Consider the following 17231-nt stretch of genomic DNA (forward strand, 5'->3'; position numbering starts at 1 on the left):
ACCCAAAGCAAGGAGCAAGACCATGAGTGCATTTCAACCCGACACCCTGATCAAAAACCCCCAAGCCTGCCAGGTCGAAACCTCGGTGGAGGTCGCGGCCGACGCGGCAAGCGTCTGGAACGTGGTAGGTGATTTTGGCGGATTCAACCATTTCATTCCGGCACTGGAACACATCGAAATGACCGGCGAGGGCGTGAGGTCCCTGCGCAAGAAATTCTTCCGCGATGGGCAGAACCTGGTGGTGGAACAGCTCAACAGCCGGGACGACCAGGCCATGCACATGACCTGGACGCTGATCTACAACACCCTGGGCATCGACAACCTGTGGGCGGCCATGCGCGTCGAACCCCTGGCGGACAACCGCTGCCGCGCCACCTGGACCATCATCGCCGACCACACCGACGCCCACACGCCGTCGGGCTTCAGGGATTTCCTCCAGGGCTTCGCCGATGAGGCGATGGGGAATGTGCAAGTGATGTTCGCCTAAGGCACAGCCCTTCCCCGATGTGGAGCTAATGCTGTTCACTCAAGGCAATCGACAAACCCCGTGGCGAGGGAGCTTGCTCCCGCTGGGCCGCGAAGCGGCCCCAAAACCTGCCAAATGCGGAGTATCAGACACACCGCACCCGCCGGTTTACGACTGCTTCGCAGCCGAGCGGGAGCAAGCTCCCTCGCCACAGGGATTGGGTTGGCTTGAGGTTCAAGCATTGGGCTGAGCGGCCTGTGCTGCATTGAAGATCGCCATCGCGAGCAAGCTCGCTCCCACATTGAGTTGCAGTGGACCCAGGATCCCGGCTCACCGCCAATCCCCTGTGGGAGCGAGCTTGCTCGCGATGGCAGTGGCTCGGCTTGCGACTGGGGTCAGATCTTGAAGCTATCCACCAGTTGCTTCAGTCGATTGGCCTGTTGCGACAAGGCATCGCAATCCTTCAGGGTTTCATTGAGGTTGGCCACGCTTTGCTGGTTCAGCAGGTTGATGTGGCTGACGTCCATGTTGAGGGTTTCAACGACAGCGGTCTGTTCTTCGGTCGCAGCTGCTACCGACTGGTTCATGCCGTCGATCTCACCGATACGCTGCGTCACGCTGACCAGTCGCAGGCCGGCCTGGTTGGCCACTTCCACGCTTTCTTCGCTGGACGTCTGGCTGGCGTTCATCGTAGTGACCGCTTCACGGGAGCCGACTTGAAGCGAGGTAATCATCTTGTGGATTTCTTCCGCCGACTCCTGGGTGCGGTGCGCCAGGTTGCGCACTTCATCGGCCACCACCGCAAAACCACGGCCGGCTTCACCGGCACGGGCCGCTTCGATGGCAGCGTTCAGGGCCAGCAGGTTGGTTTGCTGGGAGATGCCCTTGATCACGTCCAGGATGTGGCCGATGTTGTCGGTGCTGGCGTTCAGGGTTTCGATCTGGGTGCAGGAAAGGCTGATCTTCTGCGACAGCTCGGTCATGGCCTGGATGGTTTTTTCCACCACTTGGCGACCGTCATCGGCCTGTTCGCTGGCGCCGCTGGCATGTTGCGAGGCATCGGCGGCATTGCGGGCGATTTCCTGGGTCGCTGCCCCCAACTGGTTGATGGCCGCGGCCACGCTGTTGGTGCGAGCGCTCTGCTCATCCGAGCCGACAAGCGACGCATTGGACGAGGTCATCACACGCTGCGACAAGTCATGCACCTGACGGGTGGCGGAAGACACTTCCGAGATCGACGCGTGAATCCGCTCCACGAACTGGTTGAACGAACCACCCAGCACTGCGAACTCATCCTTGCCCTGCACCACCAGGCGCCGGGTCAGATCGCCTTCACCCTGGGCGATGTCCTGCATGGCGCGACCCATGGTGGTCAACGGGCGCATCAATACCTGGATCAACAGGCTCAACAACAACGCAATGGCCGCCACCGCGACAAACATCGCAATCAGCGCAGACGTACGGAACTGGCTCAACGGCGCGTAGGCCTTGGCCTTGTCGATCGACAGGCCGATGTACCACTCGGCGTTCGGCAACCCAGTCACTGGAGTAAACGAAAGGATACGGTCCTGCCCGTTCAGCTCAACGTCCTGGATACCCTTGCCAATGCGCACCGGGGTCCCGGGGTAGATGTCCTTGAGGTTCTTCATCACCTGGTCTTTGTCCGGGCTGACGATCACCTGACCGTCGCCGCTGACCAGGAACGCATGGCCGATACCGCCGAAGTCCACGGAGTTGATGATCTTCACCAGGGTTTCCAGGCTCAGGTCGCCGCCCACCACACCGAGCAGTTCGCCGTTGTGCTTCACCGGCAGGGCAACGGTCACCACCAGGCCACCCACCGCCGCCAAGTAAGGCGGGGTCAGCATGGTTTTATCGGCGGTCACAGCCTGTTTGTACCAGGGGCGCTGACGCGGGTCGTAGCCGTCAGGCATTTTGGCGTCCGGACGTTGGGTGAAGACACCGTTGGCCTGGCCGACATAAGTGAACTGGAAGTTCGAGGTCAGCGCCGGCTGATCGACCAGCCCTGGCAGATCGGCAGCAGTACCCTGGTGCGCGATGTTTTGCGCCAGGTTTTCCAGCACCAATATCCGGCCACTCATCCAGTTCTGAATGCTGCTGGCCGTCAGGTCGCCGGATTGCTCGATGGACGACTCAAGGCTGCTGCCGATGGTGTTGCGCTGCAAATAATCGTTGTAGAGCGTGAACAGGGCAAAAGCCAGGACCACCACACCAGAGGCGGCAAGAAGGATTTTGTGGCTGAACTTTAGATTCATTGATGAGGCTTCTTAGGCAAGGAGTGGGGGTGCATTCCAGATTTGCAACGTTCCATGTAGCAGTGCGAGCGGTTATCAATACGCTCCACTTTGGTGCACACGTACAAGTCTGTCGGCAAACCTGTACAAATAATTAGGGATACGAAGAAATAGCCGACGGGAGGACACAGCGGGCGAACGGTGGTTGCAAATTCGCCGACGGCTGATGACAATGCGACCTATTATCATTTGTAACATCCAGGCCGTTGCGTCCATGTCATCTCCCGAGTTTGCAGTACAGGCGCTCTACAGCCGGCATCACGGCTGGCTCAATACGTGGCTGCGCACCCGGCTGGGCAATGCCGCCGATGCGGCGGACCTGGCCCAGGACACCTTCGTGCGCCTGTTGCAGCGTAGCGAACGCCTGGAACTTCGAGCTCCACGCGCCTTTTTGCGCACCATCGCCCAAGGCCTGGTGATCGACCATTGGCGGCGAGAAGAAATCGAACGTGCCTACCTCCAAACCATAGCTCACTTGCCGGAAGCCGAAACCCCTGGCGCTGAAGCCCAGGCCTTGATCCTGGAACTGCTCGAAGCGATTGCCAGGATGTTCGAAGGCCTCAAGCCGAAAGTGCGCAGGGCCTTTCTGTTGGCCCAGTGCGAAGGCCTGACGTACAAGCAGATCGCCGAGCAGATGGGCATCTCGTTGCGCTCGGTGGAGCGCTACGTCGCCGATGCGCTGTACCACTGCTATGTGCTGCGTTATGAAAGCTGAGCCGGCGGAGCACTTGCAGAGCCGCCGCAACGGCCCGTCGCAACAGGTGGTCAGGCAGGCGATCAACTGGCTACTGCGCCTGCGCAATCACACCGCTCACCCGACCCTGCGCCAACAGTGCGACACCTGGCGCGCCGCCCACCCGGAACACGAACTGGCCTGGCAACGGGTGCAATCGCTGCACAGCGAATTGACCTCGAACCTGCGGGCGGTGCCCGGTGCCCACATCGCCCTCGACACCCTGGAAAACAGTGCCCAGCGCCTCAGTCGTCGCCAGGCCCTGAAGTTGCTGTCGGGCATCGCCATGGTGAGCGGCGCGGCTTGGCTGGGCAAGGACCTGGGCTGGCAACCGTGGAGCGCTGACTTCGCCACCGCCACCGGTGAACGCCGAGGTTTCCAGTTGCCGGACGGCACGCGACTCGAGCTCAATACCCACAGCGCCGCCGACCTGGACTTCAGCGCCCGGCAGCGCCTGATTACCCTGGCCCGCGGCGAAATCATGGTCACCTGTGGTCGCGACCCGGGGCGGCCGCTGCTGGTGAAAAGCAGGCATGGCCTGTTCGAAGGGCTGGAGGGGCGCTTCGTGGTGCGCCAGGACAGCGACTGCACGCGCTTGAGCGTCACCAGCGGGCAAGTCGTCATCCGTTCGCACCCCAACAGCGATGGCAGGCCCATTCAGGTCGAGGCCGGGCAAAGCTATCTGATCACTGCATCGACAGCGGCCCTCGCACCGCCGCTGGACATGGACGCAGGCGCCTGGGCCGACGGGTTGATCGTCACGCGCAACATGCGCCTGGAAGACTTCCTCAATGAAGTAGGACGCTACCGCCCGGGTTATATGAACTGCGCGGCGTCGGTTGCCGACCTGCGCTTGTCGGGGGTTTTCCGTTTGGAGGACACCGACAAACTGCTCGCCGTCCTGCCACGCATGCTCCCCGTACAGATCCGTTATCGAACCCGTTGGTGGATCACGGTGCAGCGCCTGGCTTGATTTTTTTTGGCGGGTTTCAGGCCGGCGTCCGGCTAGGACAGTAAGCAACCCTTATCTGCCTTCGGCGACTCCTACGGAACCTACAATGACTGAGCGCGTACCTCTCAAGAACCCCTTCGGCTTCTCTGCGCAACCGGGCCTGCTGCGCCAGGCGATCCATGCCGCGCTGTTCTCCACGGCGCTGGGGGTCAGCGTCGTGCCGATGCTCGCGGTGGCCGCACAAAACGGCGTGACCGCCAGCCGTCAGAGCTACAACATTGCCCCGGGCCCATTGAGCGATGTGCTGAACCAGTTCGCCCGCCAGGCCGGGATCACCCTGGCAAGCACCCCGGCGCAAACCGGCGGCGTCCAGTCCCCGGGGCTCAAGGGCGAGTACTCGCCGGACCAGGCCCTGAGCCAACTGCTCAGCGGCTCGGGACTGGTTGCCGTCAGCCAGGATGGCAGCAGCTACGTGCTGCAGACCGAGACCGCTGGCAGCACACTGGAATTGCCGACCACCGACATCAAGGGCTTCGCCTTGGGTAACGCCCTGGGCAGCATGGAAGGCTACAACGCCACCCACAGCCAGGTCGCCACCAAGACCAGCACCGCCCTGCGCGAAACCTCCCAGAGCGTGTCGGTGGTCACCCGCGAACAAATGGACGACCAGGGCGCGCAAACCGTGTCCCAGGCCATGCGCTACACCCCCGGCGTGCTGACCAACCCCTACGGCGCGACCCACCGCTACGACTACGTGGCGATGCGCGGCTTCAACGACGGCTCGGTGGATAACATCTACCTCGACGGCCTCAAGTCCATGGGCGACAGCGGCACCTACAGCTCCATGCAGGTCGATCCGTACTTCCTGGAGCGGGTCGACATTCTCAAGGGCCCGTCCTCGGTGCTCTACGGTCGCAGTTCGCCCGGCGGCCTGGTGGCACTGACCAGCAAGAAGCCGCAGTACGAGGCCTATCACCAGATCCAGGCCACGGTCGGCACCCAGGGCCAACGCGGCATGGGCTTCGACTTCACCGGCCCCGTGGATGACGACAAACGCATCACCTATCGCCTGATCGGCCTGGCGGACACCTCCGACACCCAGTTCGACCACAACAAGGAAAAACGCTTCGCCCTCGCGCCGACAGTGAACATCGACTTCAGCGAGGACACCTCGCTGACCCTGCAAGCCTACCTGCAGCATGACCCCGACGGCGGCTACCACGGCGGCATGCCGGCCGATGGCACCTTGCATCAGCGCAACGGTCGACGGATTTCCGAGCACTTCTTCGAAGGCGAACCCGGCATCGACCGCTATGAGCGTGACCAGCAGTCGTTCGGCTACCAATTCGAACACCGTTTCAACGACGTCTTCACCGCCCGGCAGAACTTCCGTTACCTGGATTCCGAGGTCAAGAACGATCAGGTCTATGCCTACGACTGGACCACGCCCACCAGCAACGAGCTGAACCGCTACTACACCGGTGCCGAAGAAAAGCTCCATTCGTTCATCGTCGACAACATGCTGCAAGCCGAATTCTTCACTGGCGCGACCAAGCACACCGTACTGATGGGCGCCGACTACCAGCGACGCAAAACCGTGGTCGACTGGACCAGCGGCAGCCTGGCGCCAATCAACGCCTTTGACCCGGTCTACGGCAACTCGGCCATCACTGGTCGCTATAACACCAGCTACCTGCGACGCCTGGAGCAGACCGGCGTCTACCTGCAAGACCTGATCGAAATGGACAAGTGGCGCTTCTCCCTCGGCCTGCGCCAGGACTGGGTGCAAACCTCGGATGAGAACCGCATCGCCGAATTCGGCCGCCCGGAAGGCACCGAGATCAACGACAAACGCACCAAGCTCACTGGCCGTGCCGGGGCGCTGTACCTGTTCGACAATGGCCTGGCGCCGTACATCAGCTACTCCGAGTCATTCAACCCGAACTCCTACGCCGACAGCGCCGGCAACCCGCTGCCGCCCACCGATGGCAAGCAATGGGAACTGGGCCTGAAGTACCAGCCGCCGGGCACCGATGACCTGTACACGGCCTCGCTGTTTCGCATCGACCAGGAAAACCTGGCGACCAAACTGCCCCAGGACAACTTCTACCGCGCCGTCGGGGCCGTGCGCTCCCAGGGCCTGGAACTGGAAGCGCACCTGCAGTTGACCGAACAACTCAAAGTGCTGGGCAGTTACACCTTCACCGACATCGAATATTCGAAATCGATGATCAGTACTTTGAGCACGCCCACCGACATCATCGAAAACAAGGGCAACTCCCCGACCCAGGCCCCGCGCCACATGGCCTCGGTCTGGGCGGATTACAAGTTCGACAGCGGCACCCTCGATGGCCTGCGCCTGGGCGGCGGCGTGCGGTATGTCGGCTACAGCTGGGCCGATGCGGAGAACACCATGAAAGTGCCGTCCTACACGTTGTTCGATGCCTCGGTGGGGTATGACCTGAGCAAGGTCGGCTTGAAGGGCGTGGACGTGCGCCTGAACGCGAACAACCTGACCAACGAAAGCTACGTCGCTTCGTGCGCCAGCCTGAGCTTTTGCTACATGGGCGAAGAGCGCAATGTGGCGGCGACGGTGAGTTACCAGTTCTAACTGCAACCCATTCCCTGTGGCGAGGGAGCTTGCTCCCGCGGGACGCGAAGCGGCCCGTTTTTTTGGGGCTGCTGCGCAGCCCAGCGGGAGCAAGCTCCCTCGCCACAGGTTCTGTTCTGGCCCTTAGGATGGGGCAGCTTCAAACCCGAACCGTATCCCCTTCCTCCCGCACCACACCCTCCTGGCGCACAAACCGATTCGCCCGCCCGAACGTACCGAAATCATTGAACCGCACACCCATCTCCCGCATCACCTTGTGCGCCACCGGCACCGTCAGTTGACGAATGTAGAACGGCTCCTTCACCACGAAGTGATGAATGCCATGGCTGCTGCCGAAGTTGAAGCAGAACGCCTGCAACGGCCACAACCACCAGGGGTTGAGCACTTGGGTTTGCTGGATGACGTTGCCCGGCTCGATATCGCCGTAGTAGTGCATGTTCGAACTGACGAAATGCAGGCAAAAGGTGCGCAACACGTTCGGCCCGATGATCACCACCGCGGCGATGTCGATCACCTGCATCGTCGCCAGCGTGGTAGCCGACCAGTCAATTGAAGTTCCCAGCAGACCGGCGATGCCGTTGGCCCCATGAAAACCGAGAAACACATACCAGGCGCCCCAATGCAGCAACGCCAGCGGGAAATACACCTTCAGCGTGCGCTTGAGAATGCTGCGCTTATGCGCCCAGGTCCTGGCTCGCAGCAGGCGGATGAACGCCGACATCACGTTATCGCCGACCATCAGCAACCGCGCCAGCCCCCAGGGTTCGCCGTTGGTGATGGCCCGCTCCTCCATGTCGGCTTCGCTGCCGGACACCTTGTGATGGTTGAGGTGCAGGTGACGACGGATCCACGGATTGATCGTGCTCGGCCGCGCCAGCCAGACCAAACCCATCATCAGGTTGTGGGGCAGGCGCTGCTTGCGAAAATACATGCTGTGGATCAGGTCATGTTCCAGCTCGTGGGTCAGCGACGCGAAGAACGCGTTGAGCAACAGGCACGCCCACCCGGCCAGGTAACCGTTGATGTAGAGCAGCGCCGAACCGATCATCCCAGCCAGGGCGAACGCCAGGATGCCCGCGCCCAACGCGTCCTGGTGGCGCAGGATCGGATAGCGCCGACGCAACTCCTCGCCCCGGGCCAATACAACCTGGCGAATATGGGCTGATCGTTGTTGTGCATTCAATCGCTCGGAGCTTGCGCAAGTGCCGTGCATGGCTTACATCCTCTGTTAGAGATGTGCTCATCCTGCCGGGCGTTGTCCCCTGGGGTGGTAGCCGTAAACGCCAACCTGTTGACCGCAAGCGCCAATCGTCATGACTGAACCGACTTCCCTCGCCAGCTGGACCCGCGCCCTGCGCAAACAGCTCGATGCGCTGGGCCTGGACAGCCACGCCCTGTGCGTAGAAGCCGGCCTCGACCCGCAATGGATGGACGACCCGAACGCCCGTTACCCGCTCTCGGCCACCACCCGCCTGTGGACCTTGGCGGTGCAGGCCAGCGGCGACCCGGCCATCGGCCTGCGGGTGTCGCGTTTCGTCAGCCCCACCACCTTTCACGCGCTGGGTTATGCCCTGGTGGCCAGCGGCAGCCTGCGGGAAGTGTTCGAGCGGATCGTGCGCTATCACCCGGTGGTCAGCGATGCGCTAACCCTCCAACTGATCCGCGCAGAGGACCGTTATCGCTTTAGCCTCGAGGTGCCGCCGGACCGACCGGCGCCAGCCTTTGAGGCCATCGACGCGTTCGCGGCGATTTACGTGCGCACCTGTCGCAACCGCCTCGGCCGTGATTACGCACCGCTGGCCGTGTACCTGCGGCGCCCGGAACCGGCGGACCCCAGCCCCTGGCACAAAGTGTTCCGCTCGCCGGTGCATTTCGGCGCCGCGCAGGATTGCCTGGAGTTCAACCTCACCGATTTCGACAGCCACCTGGACGACGCCAACCCGGAACTGGCCGAACACAATGAAACAGTGCTCGAACGTACCCTCGCACAGCTCAAGCCATTGACCTGGGAGCGCAAAGTACGCGCGGCCATCGAGGCCCAACTGCCCGAAGGTGAGCCCAGCGCCGAACGCATCGCCCAGGCCATGCACCTGAGCCTGCGCAGCCTGCAACGGCACCTGGCCGACGAAGGCTGCCGATTCGACGCACTGCTCAACGAGTGCCGGGAGAATCTGGCGCTGCTGCACCTGCGGGATCCGAATTGCTCGCTGAGCGAAGTCAGCTACCTGTTGGGTTTTGCCGATGCCAGCAGCTTCAGCCGCGCCTTCAAGCGCTGGACCGGGATGACGCCGGGGCAGTTTCGGGATGGGTTGCGCTAGGGATTTGGATTGGCTGGGCGGGCGATGACTTTCGCCCAGACAAGCCCCTGTGGCGAGGGAGCTTGCTCCCGCTCGGCTGCGCAGCAGTCGCAAAACCGGCCAATGCGCTCCGCCTGCCTATAGACATGCCAAGGGCCTGCTGCGCAGGCCAGCGGGAGCAAGCTCCCTCGCCACGGGGGCCAGGTCGGTTTCAGATCGTGGTCAACCCGCGCAATCGTTCGATGTCGAGGATTTCGATCTCGCCATAACCGAGGTGGAGAATGCCCTGGGCCTGCAAGTCCTTGAGGATCTGGTTGGTGGTCTGGCGTGACAGCGCGAGCATCAGCGCCAGATGCTCCTGGGGCAGTTGCAAGATTCGGCGCGGCGGTTCGATTTCGCCGTAGCCTTCTGCGATCATCAGCAGGCGGTGGGCCACCCGGGCTGGGGCGGGCATCAGGCTCAGATGTTCGAGGTTGATGAAGGTCAGGCGCAGTTTGTGGCTCATCAACAATGCCAGATGCCGCCAGTAGATCGGCTGCGCTTGCAGGAAGGCCAGCAACGGCGCCTGCGGCACGTGCAGCAGCGAACCTTGACCGACCACCACCGCATCATGAGTGCGCGGCTGGCCATCGAACAGGCAGATTTCACCGAACCAGTGGGGCGCCTCGATCATACTCAGCAGTGCCTCCTTGCCCTGTTCGTTCACCGCACCGATGCGCACCGCGCCTTCCAGCACGGCATACAGCCCGCACGGCGGATCGCCACGCTTGAACAGCCCATGGCCCGGCGGCAGGCGGCGCTCGCGGGCCATATCCAGCAGGCTATTCTGTAACTCAACGGGCAAGTGGCTGTACCAGTGGCCGGCCATCAGTTGTGAGTGCCAGGGATGCGAATTCATGGAAACTCCGGGACAAGTGTCGGCTAACTGACAGAGCGTCGTGCAAGACCTGATGCATCATGCGGGCATCACCCCAGGAGGAACAACAATGAAAAGCCTCGTCGATCATCTCAGTCAATACGCTGCTTATCACCGAGACCCGCGCAACATCGCCACTCATTTCGTTGGCATTCCGCTGATCTTCGTCGCCGTTGCCGTGCTGCTGTCACGGCCCGGTTGGCCGCTGGGCGCGATCCTGATTTCTCCGGCATTGCTGGTGGCCGTGGCCAGTGCTTGGTTCTACCTACGCCTGGAAGTGCGCCTGGGTGTGCTGATGACGGTGCTGCTGGGCCTGGCGCTATGGCTGGGTCAGACACTGGCCGCGCAAAGCACGGCGGTGTGGTTGAGCAGTGGCCTGGGGATGTTCGTGGTGGGTTGGGTGATCCAGTTTGTCGGCCACTATTACGAAGGCCGCAAACCGGCGTTTGTCGACGACCTCACCGGGCTGATTGTCGGGCCGCTGTTTGTGGTGGTGGAAGCGGGCTTCCTACTGGGGCTTCGCGGCGAATTGAAGCAGGCCATCGAAGAGCGCGCCGGGCCGGTGACGTTGCGCAACCAGCGTTCGGCCGCCTGAAAACACCCCTCTGTGGGAGCGAGCTTGCTCCCACAGGAGTTGGGCCTTACCGCTCAGGCACTACAGGGTGCCGAATTCGATCCGCACCGTCAGCGCACCGGTGTTATCGCTCAAGCCTGCTCCGTATTGCCCGGTCAGGTCATCGTTGATGCACAGTTGCAGCTCGCCTTGCTCGCTGGCAGGAACCTGCCCCAGATCCCCCACCAGGAACGGCTTGCCACCATCGCCCACGCGACCGATCAAGGCGCCTTCGGCGGCACCGGGCAAGGCATAGCTGCTGTAGTCGATGTGCCTCGAACCGCCATTTCCATCGACATTTCCACCCTGCGGACTGGCACACCATAGCCCACTGACGTAGCGAACCAAACGCGGAACCAACCCGTTGACCTTCACGCCAGTGCCCTGCCAGGCGATGTTGGATTGGACCTGCATCGTCACCGCCTTCAGGTCGTTGGCCACAGTGTCCCCGGCCTGGAACGACAACGCCGCGATCGTCAGGCTCGGGTTCGAGGTGCCGGTACTGGGGAAGACACCATCGCCTACCAGGAACAGGTTCTTGTGGTCCCAACTGCGCTGATACTTATCCACCACCGACTTGGCCGGATCATCACCCATGCGGTAGGTGCCCATCAGGTGCCCGGCGCCCTGGAAGGTGTAATCCTCTTCTTTGTACCTGAATTTCCCTTGGCCAATAGGTGCCGTCAGTTCCACGGCGCCGAGCAGGTCCTTGATGATGTGGCTCGCCAATATCTTCGCCTGCCTGAAACCTTCCTTGGTGTAATCGGACAGGTCGTAGTGGATTTCCGGCCGAAGAATGCCAAGCCCGTCCGTGAGCTTGTCCGTCGAAGGCACGATGTAGCTCTTGGACTGGTCGGGATCCTTCTCCACCTGCTCCACCAAAAAGCCGATCCGAAACTGGCGGATGAACAGGTCGTTGAGCCGTTGAATCAGGGCCGTGCCGTAAAGCGCTTCAGTGGGCGGCGGCGGGTTCTCTTTCGATGGCAACGGGTTGGTGCTGCTTTTGTTTTTGCCATCGATAAAATCGGCCACGGTGATGTAAGGGTCGCCCACCGGCCAGTTCCAGCCCTCGTTGCCGATTTCGATACGCCACGCCGCTCGCTGGCTGCGAAAGTCGCCGTCACGCAGGCTCTCGATGCCCGCCGTGGACACCGGTCCCCGGTACGGGAACACCGTCTTGCCTTCCGGCATCAGCCCCCACGCCAGGTAAATCGGATGGTCGGACAGGCTGCGTCCGACCTGGCCGCTGCTATTGGCCACGCCATCGGGCCAGGCAGGGGTCTTGGAGTTGAGCAACAATTTGGGAGTTTCGATGGCATGGGCCGCGATCACGTAACGCTGCCCGATGGCCACGCCGGTGCCCGTCTTCGGTCCCTCGCCAAGCTGGTATTGAATGAATTCGACGCCATTGATGTTCTTGTCCGGGCCCACGGTCACTTTGCTGGCCACGGTCCGGTACATGACTCGGACCTTGCCGGTGGCCAGGGCCTTGTTCAGGGTCACGGTGGCGTCGTACTTGGCCTGGATCGGGCAGATCGGCGTGCAGTTGGTATTGCCGGCACACACCCGGCGCCCGGCATAGGGCTGGGAGTTGCGCCCGGCCGGGGTCGGGCTGACTACCAGCGGCAAGCCGTCGAAGTTCTTGCCGGTCACGGCTGTGACGAAACTGCCATCGACCAACGACAACGGAATGCTGTGCATCGGGAATGAATAGCCCTCGGGGAACGTCATGCCCAGGTAGGCCTGGTCGGCGACATTGGCCGACACCCCGATTTCCGCCTCGGCCCGGCAATAGGCGCTTTGCAGGTCGTCGTAGCCGATCGGCCAATCCACCCCGACGCCGTACTTGCTCTTCAGGCGGAAATCGTTAGGCACCATGCGCAGGCAGGTCCCGACCCAGTGCCAGGTCGTGCCGCCGCCCACCCGTTCATAAGTGCTGTTGAAGGGCAGTGGGCCTTTCTGCACCAGATAGCTGACTTGCGGCTTGTCCCAGCCAAGGATCAGGTCGGCGATGGTCGCCCGGGGGGCATTTTCCTTGCTCGGGTCACGCGGCGTGTCCAGGGTCGACACTGGCGGATAGGGCGACTCCGGGGTCTTCAGGGTGGCGGTGTAGAAACGCTCCAGATACTGGGCACGGTTGGCCGGGATCTCCGGACCCGATTCGAGCACCAGCACATCCACGCCCGCCATGCCCAACTGATAAGCGATGATGCTGCCGGCCAACCCCGCGCCAACGATGATCACCTCGGCTTGTTCGGTACTCATGACGAGGCTCCTTGTGTGTTGGCAGGCACGCCGGTGTAGTCCTCAAGGCTCGGTGGCGTGGTGTTCCAATAGCCGAAAAACATCTCGCTGTAGCCCATGGGGTGGGCCTGGGCGATTTTCCAGGCCCAGCTCTGGATGTAGGCCTGGTCGGACACCACCGTCGAGTCGGTCGATTTGTAGTTGCCAGTGGCATAGGGCTGATACCAGACCCCCAGCAACCACAGTTTCATGATCGAACGCGCAGCTTGGGCCGCTTGCGTGACAGCCGGTCGCGATCCATCCATCAGCACCGCTTTGGCGATCTGGTCGGGGGGCACATTGTCCGCTGCCAGCGTGGCGTATTGAGTCAGCAACGTATTGAGCACCTCAGGGGTGATACGCGGGGTGATGAACGCGAGAAAAATCGGTGGCAAACCCACCTGGTCGATCGCCGGTGCCAGCCGATCCGTGGGAATGCCGGTCAGGGCCGATGACAGGCCTACAAAGTTGTCCAGATCACTGCTCATGGTTGACTCCTTGTCCGCCAGTGGACTGTGCGCGTTCGAGCAAATAGGTGAAATCCGCGAAGCTGGTACGCGGCGACTCGGTGACATGGGTGGCCGCATTGCCGTGGCAAGCCATGCAACTGGAAGACGCCTGGGGCACGGTGCCCTGGATGTAGGTCTCCAGCGTGGCGTTGGCCAGGAACAAGGGCGCAGGGCTGCCCAGCGGGTTGGCGGCCGATATCTGGCAGTTCGGTGACGGGGCCGACGGCCACTGGGTGCTGATCAATTGATAGTTCGCCCAGACGCTCTTCGGGTTCACCGTACGCAACAGGCCTTGATACGTAGTGTTCAGTTTTTTGGTGGCCTCGGTGAGCGGCACGTCACGCACGATCTGCGAGGGCGTCGCCTTGACCGCCGGGTTCCATGGCCGTGGCGGCGGCTGGTTGATGTCGCTTTGGCTGGCTGCGTTGTAGAACAGATAAGGCCCCGTGCGCTGGGCCACAGGTGTGGTTTTTTCCGGCACGTTTTTCACATGCTCAAAGGTTGACCAGACCCATTGCGCCGCACTGGCGGTCTTATGGACCATGTGCAATCCCACCAACCCGACCGGCTCGGACACGCACGACTCTCCGACAATCGGCCCATGGCTCGGGTCGTTGTTGCCCGGGGTGTAGACCAGTGCATCGACGGTATGGAAATCCTGGCGGTTGTCGTTGGGGCCCAGCACTTTCCACGACGCCTTCACCATCACCGCGCCGACCTGTTTGGTCTGGGTGGAACCACAACTGAACGCCACGGTATTGGTCGGCTTCGCGGCGAAGAACTTCTGCTGGCCTTCGATGCTGTACAGACCGTTGTCGACGATGCCGTTGAACATCGATTGGTTGACCACGATTTCGTTGCGCGTGTAGGTGCCGTTCTGGTCCACCAGCGGGCCGCTCTCGAAGGGCTGGATAAATTCATCCAGCACATCGGGCACCTTGCCCATTTGCTGCAACAGGCGACCGGGCTTGAGCGACTTGCACGCTTCGGGCAGCGTCGCCGGGGCATTCCAGGGCAGCGGTGCCTGGCCCTTGGCGCGGAAAATCTGGTAGCTCTCTTTCCAGCTCTCCCACACGGTGGCGCCATCCTGCTTGCCGATGGGCGTGCCGGTATTCGGATCACCGTTGTCCAGCGCCGGCCAGTTCAGGGCAATGAAGGTTTGCCACGACAGCTCATCGAAATTGGCTTGCAGGCTGACCAGTGAAACGGGGTGGGTCACCGTGACATCGAAGGGTATCTGGGGGGACAACGAAGGGGCGGCGCTGGCGGCCGGAGCCAGCAAGACGCCTAACAATGCACAGCCAAGCGGGCCATGCCGACTGACTTCCACTCTCATGTTTTCTCTCCTTGGCATCAGGGCACCAGGAGAGATAACACCGGTCCGTCATGGACTCTCACTTGCCTCCTGGCCTGTCAGAGTCTAGGTAGGGTTTGGGCGGGGAAAAGGCGTTGGCGTAGAACCAATCGAAGCAAGGTTGGGTGGAGTTATTCAGATTCTGATCGTGGGCAGTGAGGACGCCATCGCGAGCAAGCTCGATCCCATGGATTGGCTTGAAGCTGATCAAAAGCGGAACGCGGAGCGTCCCTGGCGGCATTCCCACGCAGGAGCGTGGGAACGATCGAACCGCCAATCCCCTGTGGAAGCGGGCTTGCTCGCGATGCTTTCAGAGGTTGGCGACTTTCTGCCAGACCTTCGGCTTGAAGAACAGCGTCTCGCCCTTCGCCAGGCCCACCAGGCTGTCGTGATCCTTCACCACTTCCGCCTCGATCAGCTCACTCTGGCCTTCCACCTTCAGGGTCACCCGAGTGGTGGCGCCGAGCGGACGGATGTCGCGCACTTCGGCGGCGTGGTGGTCTTCCAGCTCCGAGCGCGACAGCGAAACTTCGTGAGGGCGGAACAGCACATGCCGGTCCTCACCCAAGTGCAGGCGGTTCGAGTCGCCGAGGAAGTGATACACAAAGTCGCTGGCCGGGTTTTCGTAGACATCCCCCGGCGAGCCGATCTGCTCGATCACGCCCTTGTTCATCACCACGATCCGGTCGGCGACTTCCATGGCTTCTTCCTGGTCGTGGGTCACGAACACCGAGGTCAGGTTGATGTCTTCATGCAGCCGCGCCAGCCAGCGCCGCAGTTCCTTGCGGACCTTGGCGTCAAGGGCACCGAAGGGTTCGTCCAGCAGCAATACCTTGGGCTCCACCGCCAATGCGCGAGCCAGGGCGATGCGCTGGCGCTGGCCGCCGGACAGCTGTTCAGGGTAACGGTCGGCGAGCCAATCCAGTTGCACCATATTCAGCAGTTCATGGACCTTGGTCGCGATCTGGCTTTCGTTCGGGCGCTGGTTCTTGGGCTTCATGCGCAAGCCAAAGGCGACGTTGTCAAACACCGTCATGTGGCGAAACAACGCGTAGTGCTGGAACACGAAACCGACGTTGCGGTCACGCACATCGTGGCCGGAAACGTCCTCGCCGTGGAACACGATGCTGCCTTGGTCCGGGGTTTCGAGGCCGGCGATGATCCGCAGCAGCGTGGTCTTGCCGCAACCCGACGGGCCCAGCAGCGCCACCAGCTCGCCGCTCTGGATGTCCAGGCTGATGTCATCCAGGGCCTTGAAGGCATTGAAATTCTTGCTGACGTTACGAACTTCGATCGACATGACTTATTCCTCCGCGGCGCTGGCGCGCAGGCGGTTGATTCGGTTTTCGCTCCACTGCTTGAGCAGCAGGATGAAGAGCGCCAGGATCAGCAACAGGCTCGCCACAGCGAACGCGGCCACGTGGTTGTATTCGTTGTAGAGGATCTCGACGTGCAGCGGCAGGGTGTTGGTCACCCCGCGAATGTGCCCGGACACCACCGACACCGCGCCGAACTCGCCCATGGCGCGGGCGGTACACAGCACCACGCCATAGATCAGCCCCCACTTGATGTTCGGCACGGTGACATGCCAGAACATCTGCCAACCGTTGGCACCGAGCAGGCGCGCGGCCTCTTCTTCCTGGGTGCCTTGTTCCTGCATCAGTGGGATCAGCTCCCGGGCCACGAACGGCACGGTGACAAAAATCGTCGCCAGCACGATCCCCGGCAGCGCGAACACAATCTGGATGTCGTGATCCGACAGCCACGGCCCGAACAGGCCCTGGGCACCGAACATCAGCACGTAGACCAGGCCCGCGATCACCGGCGACACCGAGAACGGCAGGTCGATCAGCGTCACCAGCATGCTCTTGCCACGGAATGAATATTTGCTCACGCACCACGCGGCACTGACGCCGAACACCAGGTTCAGTGGCACCGAGATCAGCACGGCGATCACCGTGAGCTTCAGCGCCGACAACGCGTCGGGTTCGAAGATCGCGGTGAAGAACGCCCCCAACCCGAGCTTCAGGCCCTGGGACACCACGATGAACAGCGGCAGCAGCAAAAACAGCGCAAAAATCAGCCAGCCAAGGCCGATCAGGATTCGCCGCGACGTCGCACTGCCACGGCGGGCAGCGTTGGTGGAGGCCGCGGAAATAGACGATTGGGACATGTTCGCGCC

General features: G+C 62.0%; 14 protein-coding genes. 6 read left to right on the forward strand and 8 right to left on the reverse strand.

The genetic code is table 11. The annotated features are described in order from the left end of the window. Positions 1–22 precede the first annotated feature (22 nt). Entirely contained in the window at positions 23–487 is a 465-nt protein-coding gene (locus TK06_RS19960; protein ID WP_063323489.1) for an SRPBCC family protein, read from the forward strand. A 374-nt stretch (positions 488–861) separates the two neighbouring features. Here TK06_RS19960 and TK06_RS19965 read toward each other — a convergent pair whose 3' ends face one another. Continuing rightward, complete coding sequence (locus TK06_RS19965) at positions 862–2742, reverse strand: methyl-accepting chemotaxis protein (RefSeq protein WP_063323490.1); 1881 nt, start codon at positions 2740–2742, stop codon at positions 862–864. A gap of 253 nt (positions 2743–2995) precedes the next feature. Between TK06_RS19965 and TK06_RS19970 the strand changes: the two genes are divergently transcribed. From TK06_RS19970 to TK06_RS19980, 3 genes are all read left to right on the forward strand, one after another. Next, complete coding sequence (locus TK06_RS19970; protein ID WP_063323491.1) at positions 2996–3496, forward strand: sigma-70 family RNA polymerase sigma factor; 501 nt, start codon at positions 2996–2998, stop codon at positions 3494–3496. Beyond that, positions 3486–4487 carry a FecR domain-containing protein gene (locus TK06_RS19975; protein WP_063323492.1) on the forward strand — a complete coding sequence of 334 codons (1002 nt, stop codon included), beginning with the start codon at positions 3486–3488 and terminating at the stop codon, positions 4485–4487. Before TK06_RS19970 ends, TK06_RS19975 begins: the two co-directional genes overlap by 11 nt. An 85-nt stretch (positions 4488–4572) precedes the next feature. Next, positions 4573–7077, forward strand: coding sequence for a TonB-dependent siderophore receptor (locus TK06_RS19980; RefSeq protein ID WP_063323493.1), 2505 nt, complete (start codon positions 4573–4575; stop codon positions 7075–7077). Positions 7078–7216: 139 nt separating this feature from the next. On the opposite strand, the gene TK06_RS19985 is transcribed toward TK06_RS19980, so the two are convergent. Continuing rightward, positions 7217–8290 (reverse strand): fatty acid desaturase, encoded by a 1074-nt coding sequence (locus TK06_RS19985; RefSeq protein ID WP_063323494.1) that lies wholly within the window; start codon positions 8288–8290, stop codon positions 7217–7219. A 100-nt stretch (positions 8291–8390) separates the two neighbouring features. Here TK06_RS19985 and TK06_RS19990 point away from each other — a divergent pair, with 100 nt between their 5' ends. Then, positions 8391–9395, forward strand: a complete 1005-nt coding sequence (locus TK06_RS19990; RefSeq protein WP_063323495.1) for an AraC family transcriptional regulator — start codon at positions 8391–8393, stop codon at positions 9393–9395. A 190-nt stretch (positions 9396–9585) separates the two neighbouring features. Here TK06_RS19990 and TK06_RS19995 read toward each other — a convergent pair whose 3' ends face one another. Next, entirely contained in the window at positions 9586–10272 is a 687-nt protein-coding gene (locus TK06_RS19995; RefSeq protein ID WP_063323496.1) for a Crp/Fnr family transcriptional regulator, read from the reverse strand. An 88-nt stretch (positions 10273–10360) separates the two neighbouring features. Here TK06_RS19995 and TK06_RS20000 point away from each other — a divergent pair, with 88 nt between their 5' ends. Then, positions 10361–10885 (forward strand): DUF962 domain-containing protein, encoded by a 525-nt coding sequence (locus TK06_RS20000; RefSeq protein ID WP_063323497.1) that lies wholly within the window; start codon positions 10361–10363, stop codon positions 10883–10885. A gap of 60 nt (positions 10886–10945) precedes the next feature. Here the strand turns inward: TK06_RS20000 and TK06_RS20005 are convergent, their stop codons facing one another. From TK06_RS20005 to cysW, 5 genes are all read right to left on the reverse strand, one after another. Then, positions 10946–13168 (reverse strand): GMC oxidoreductase, encoded by a 2223-nt coding sequence (locus TK06_RS20005; protein ID WP_063323498.1) that lies wholly within the window; start codon positions 13166–13168, stop codon positions 10946–10948. Next, positions 13165–13674 (reverse strand): hypothetical protein, encoded by a 510-nt coding sequence (locus TK06_RS20010; protein ID WP_063323499.1) that lies wholly within the window; start codon positions 13672–13674, stop codon positions 13165–13167. Before TK06_RS20010 ends, TK06_RS20005 begins: the two co-directional genes overlap by 4 nt. Continuing rightward, entirely contained in the window at positions 13664–15031 is a 1368-nt protein-coding gene (locus TK06_RS20015) for a hypothetical protein (protein WP_063323500.1), read from the reverse strand. The genes TK06_RS20010 and TK06_RS20015 overlap by 11 nt, the downstream gene beginning before the upstream one ends. A 328-nt stretch (positions 15032–15359) precedes the next feature. Next, positions 15360–16349, reverse strand: a complete 990-nt coding sequence (locus TK06_RS20020; protein ID WP_063323501.1) for a sulfate/molybdate ABC transporter ATP-binding protein — start codon at positions 16347–16349, stop codon at positions 15360–15362. Positions 16350–16352: 3 nt separating this feature from the next. Next, positions 16353–17222 carry a sulfate ABC transporter permease subunit CysW gene (cysW, locus tag TK06_RS20025; RefSeq protein WP_063323502.1) on the reverse strand — a complete coding sequence of 290 codons (870 nt, stop codon included), beginning with the start codon at positions 17220–17222 and terminating at the stop codon, positions 16353–16355. Positions 17223–17231 lie beyond the last annotated feature (9 nt).

Origin of the sequence: Pseudomonas fluorescens, from assembly GCF_001623525.1 — a bacterium.
Lineage (GTDB): Bacteria > Pseudomonadota > Gammaproteobacteria > Pseudomonadales > Pseudomonadaceae > Aquipseudomonas > Aquipseudomonas fluorescens_Q.

What these genes read in the sequence shown, in the direction of transcription:
- TK06_RS19990 (WP_063323495.1), top strand. Translation starts at nt 8,391, where the DNA reads ATGACTGAACCGACTTCCCTCGCCAGCTGGACCCGCGCCCTGCGCAAA.
- TK06_RS19970 (WP_063323491.1), top strand. Translation starts at nt 2,996, where the DNA reads ATGTCATCTCCCGAGTTTGCAGTACAGGCGCTCTACAGCCGGCATCAC.
- TK06_RS20005 (WP_063323498.1), bottom strand. Translation starts at nt 13,168, where the DNA reads ATGAGTACCGAACAAGCCGAGGTGATCATCGTTGGCGCGGGGTTGGCC.
- TK06_RS19995 (WP_063323496.1), bottom strand. Translation starts at nt 10,272, where the DNA reads ATGAATTCGCATCCCTGGCACTCACAACTGATGGCCGGCCACTGGTAC.
- TK06_RS19965 (WP_063323490.1), bottom strand. Translation starts at nt 2,742, where the DNA reads ATGAATCTAAAGTTCAGCCACAAAATCCTTCTTGCCGCCTCTGGTGTG.
- TK06_RS19960 (WP_063323489.1), top strand. Translation starts at nt 23, where the DNA reads ATGAGTGCATTTCAACCCGACACCCTGATCAAAAACCCCCAAGCCTGC.
- TK06_RS20020 (WP_063323501.1), bottom strand. Translation starts at nt 16,349, where the DNA reads ATGTCGATCGAAGTTCGTAACGTCAGCAAGAATTTCAATGCCTTCAAG.
- TK06_RS19980 (WP_063323493.1), top strand. Translation starts at nt 4,573, where the DNA reads ATGACTGAGCGCGTACCTCTCAAGAACCCCTTCGGCTTCTCTGCGCAA.
- cysW (WP_063323502.1), bottom strand. Translation starts at nt 17,222, where the DNA reads ATGTCCCAATCGTCTATTTCCGCGGCCTCCACCAACGCTGCCCGCCGT.
- TK06_RS20010 (WP_063323499.1), bottom strand. Translation starts at nt 13,674, where the DNA reads ATGAGCAGTGATCTGGACAACTTTGTAGGCCTGTCATCGGCCCTGACC.
- TK06_RS20000 (WP_063323497.1), top strand. Translation starts at nt 10,361, where the DNA reads ATGAAAAGCCTCGTCGATCATCTCAGTCAATACGCTGCTTATCACCGA.
- TK06_RS19985 (WP_063323494.1), bottom strand. Translation starts at nt 8,290, where the DNA reads ATGCACGGCACTTGCGCAAGCTCCGAGCGATTGAATGCACAACAACGA.
- TK06_RS19975 (WP_063323492.1), top strand. Translation starts at nt 3,486, where the DNA reads ATGAAAGCTGAGCCGGCGGAGCACTTGCAGAGCCGCCGCAACGGCCCG.
- TK06_RS20015 (WP_063323500.1), bottom strand. Translation starts at nt 15,031, where the DNA reads ATGAGAGTGGAAGTCAGTCGGCATGGCCCGCTTGGCTGTGCATTGTTA.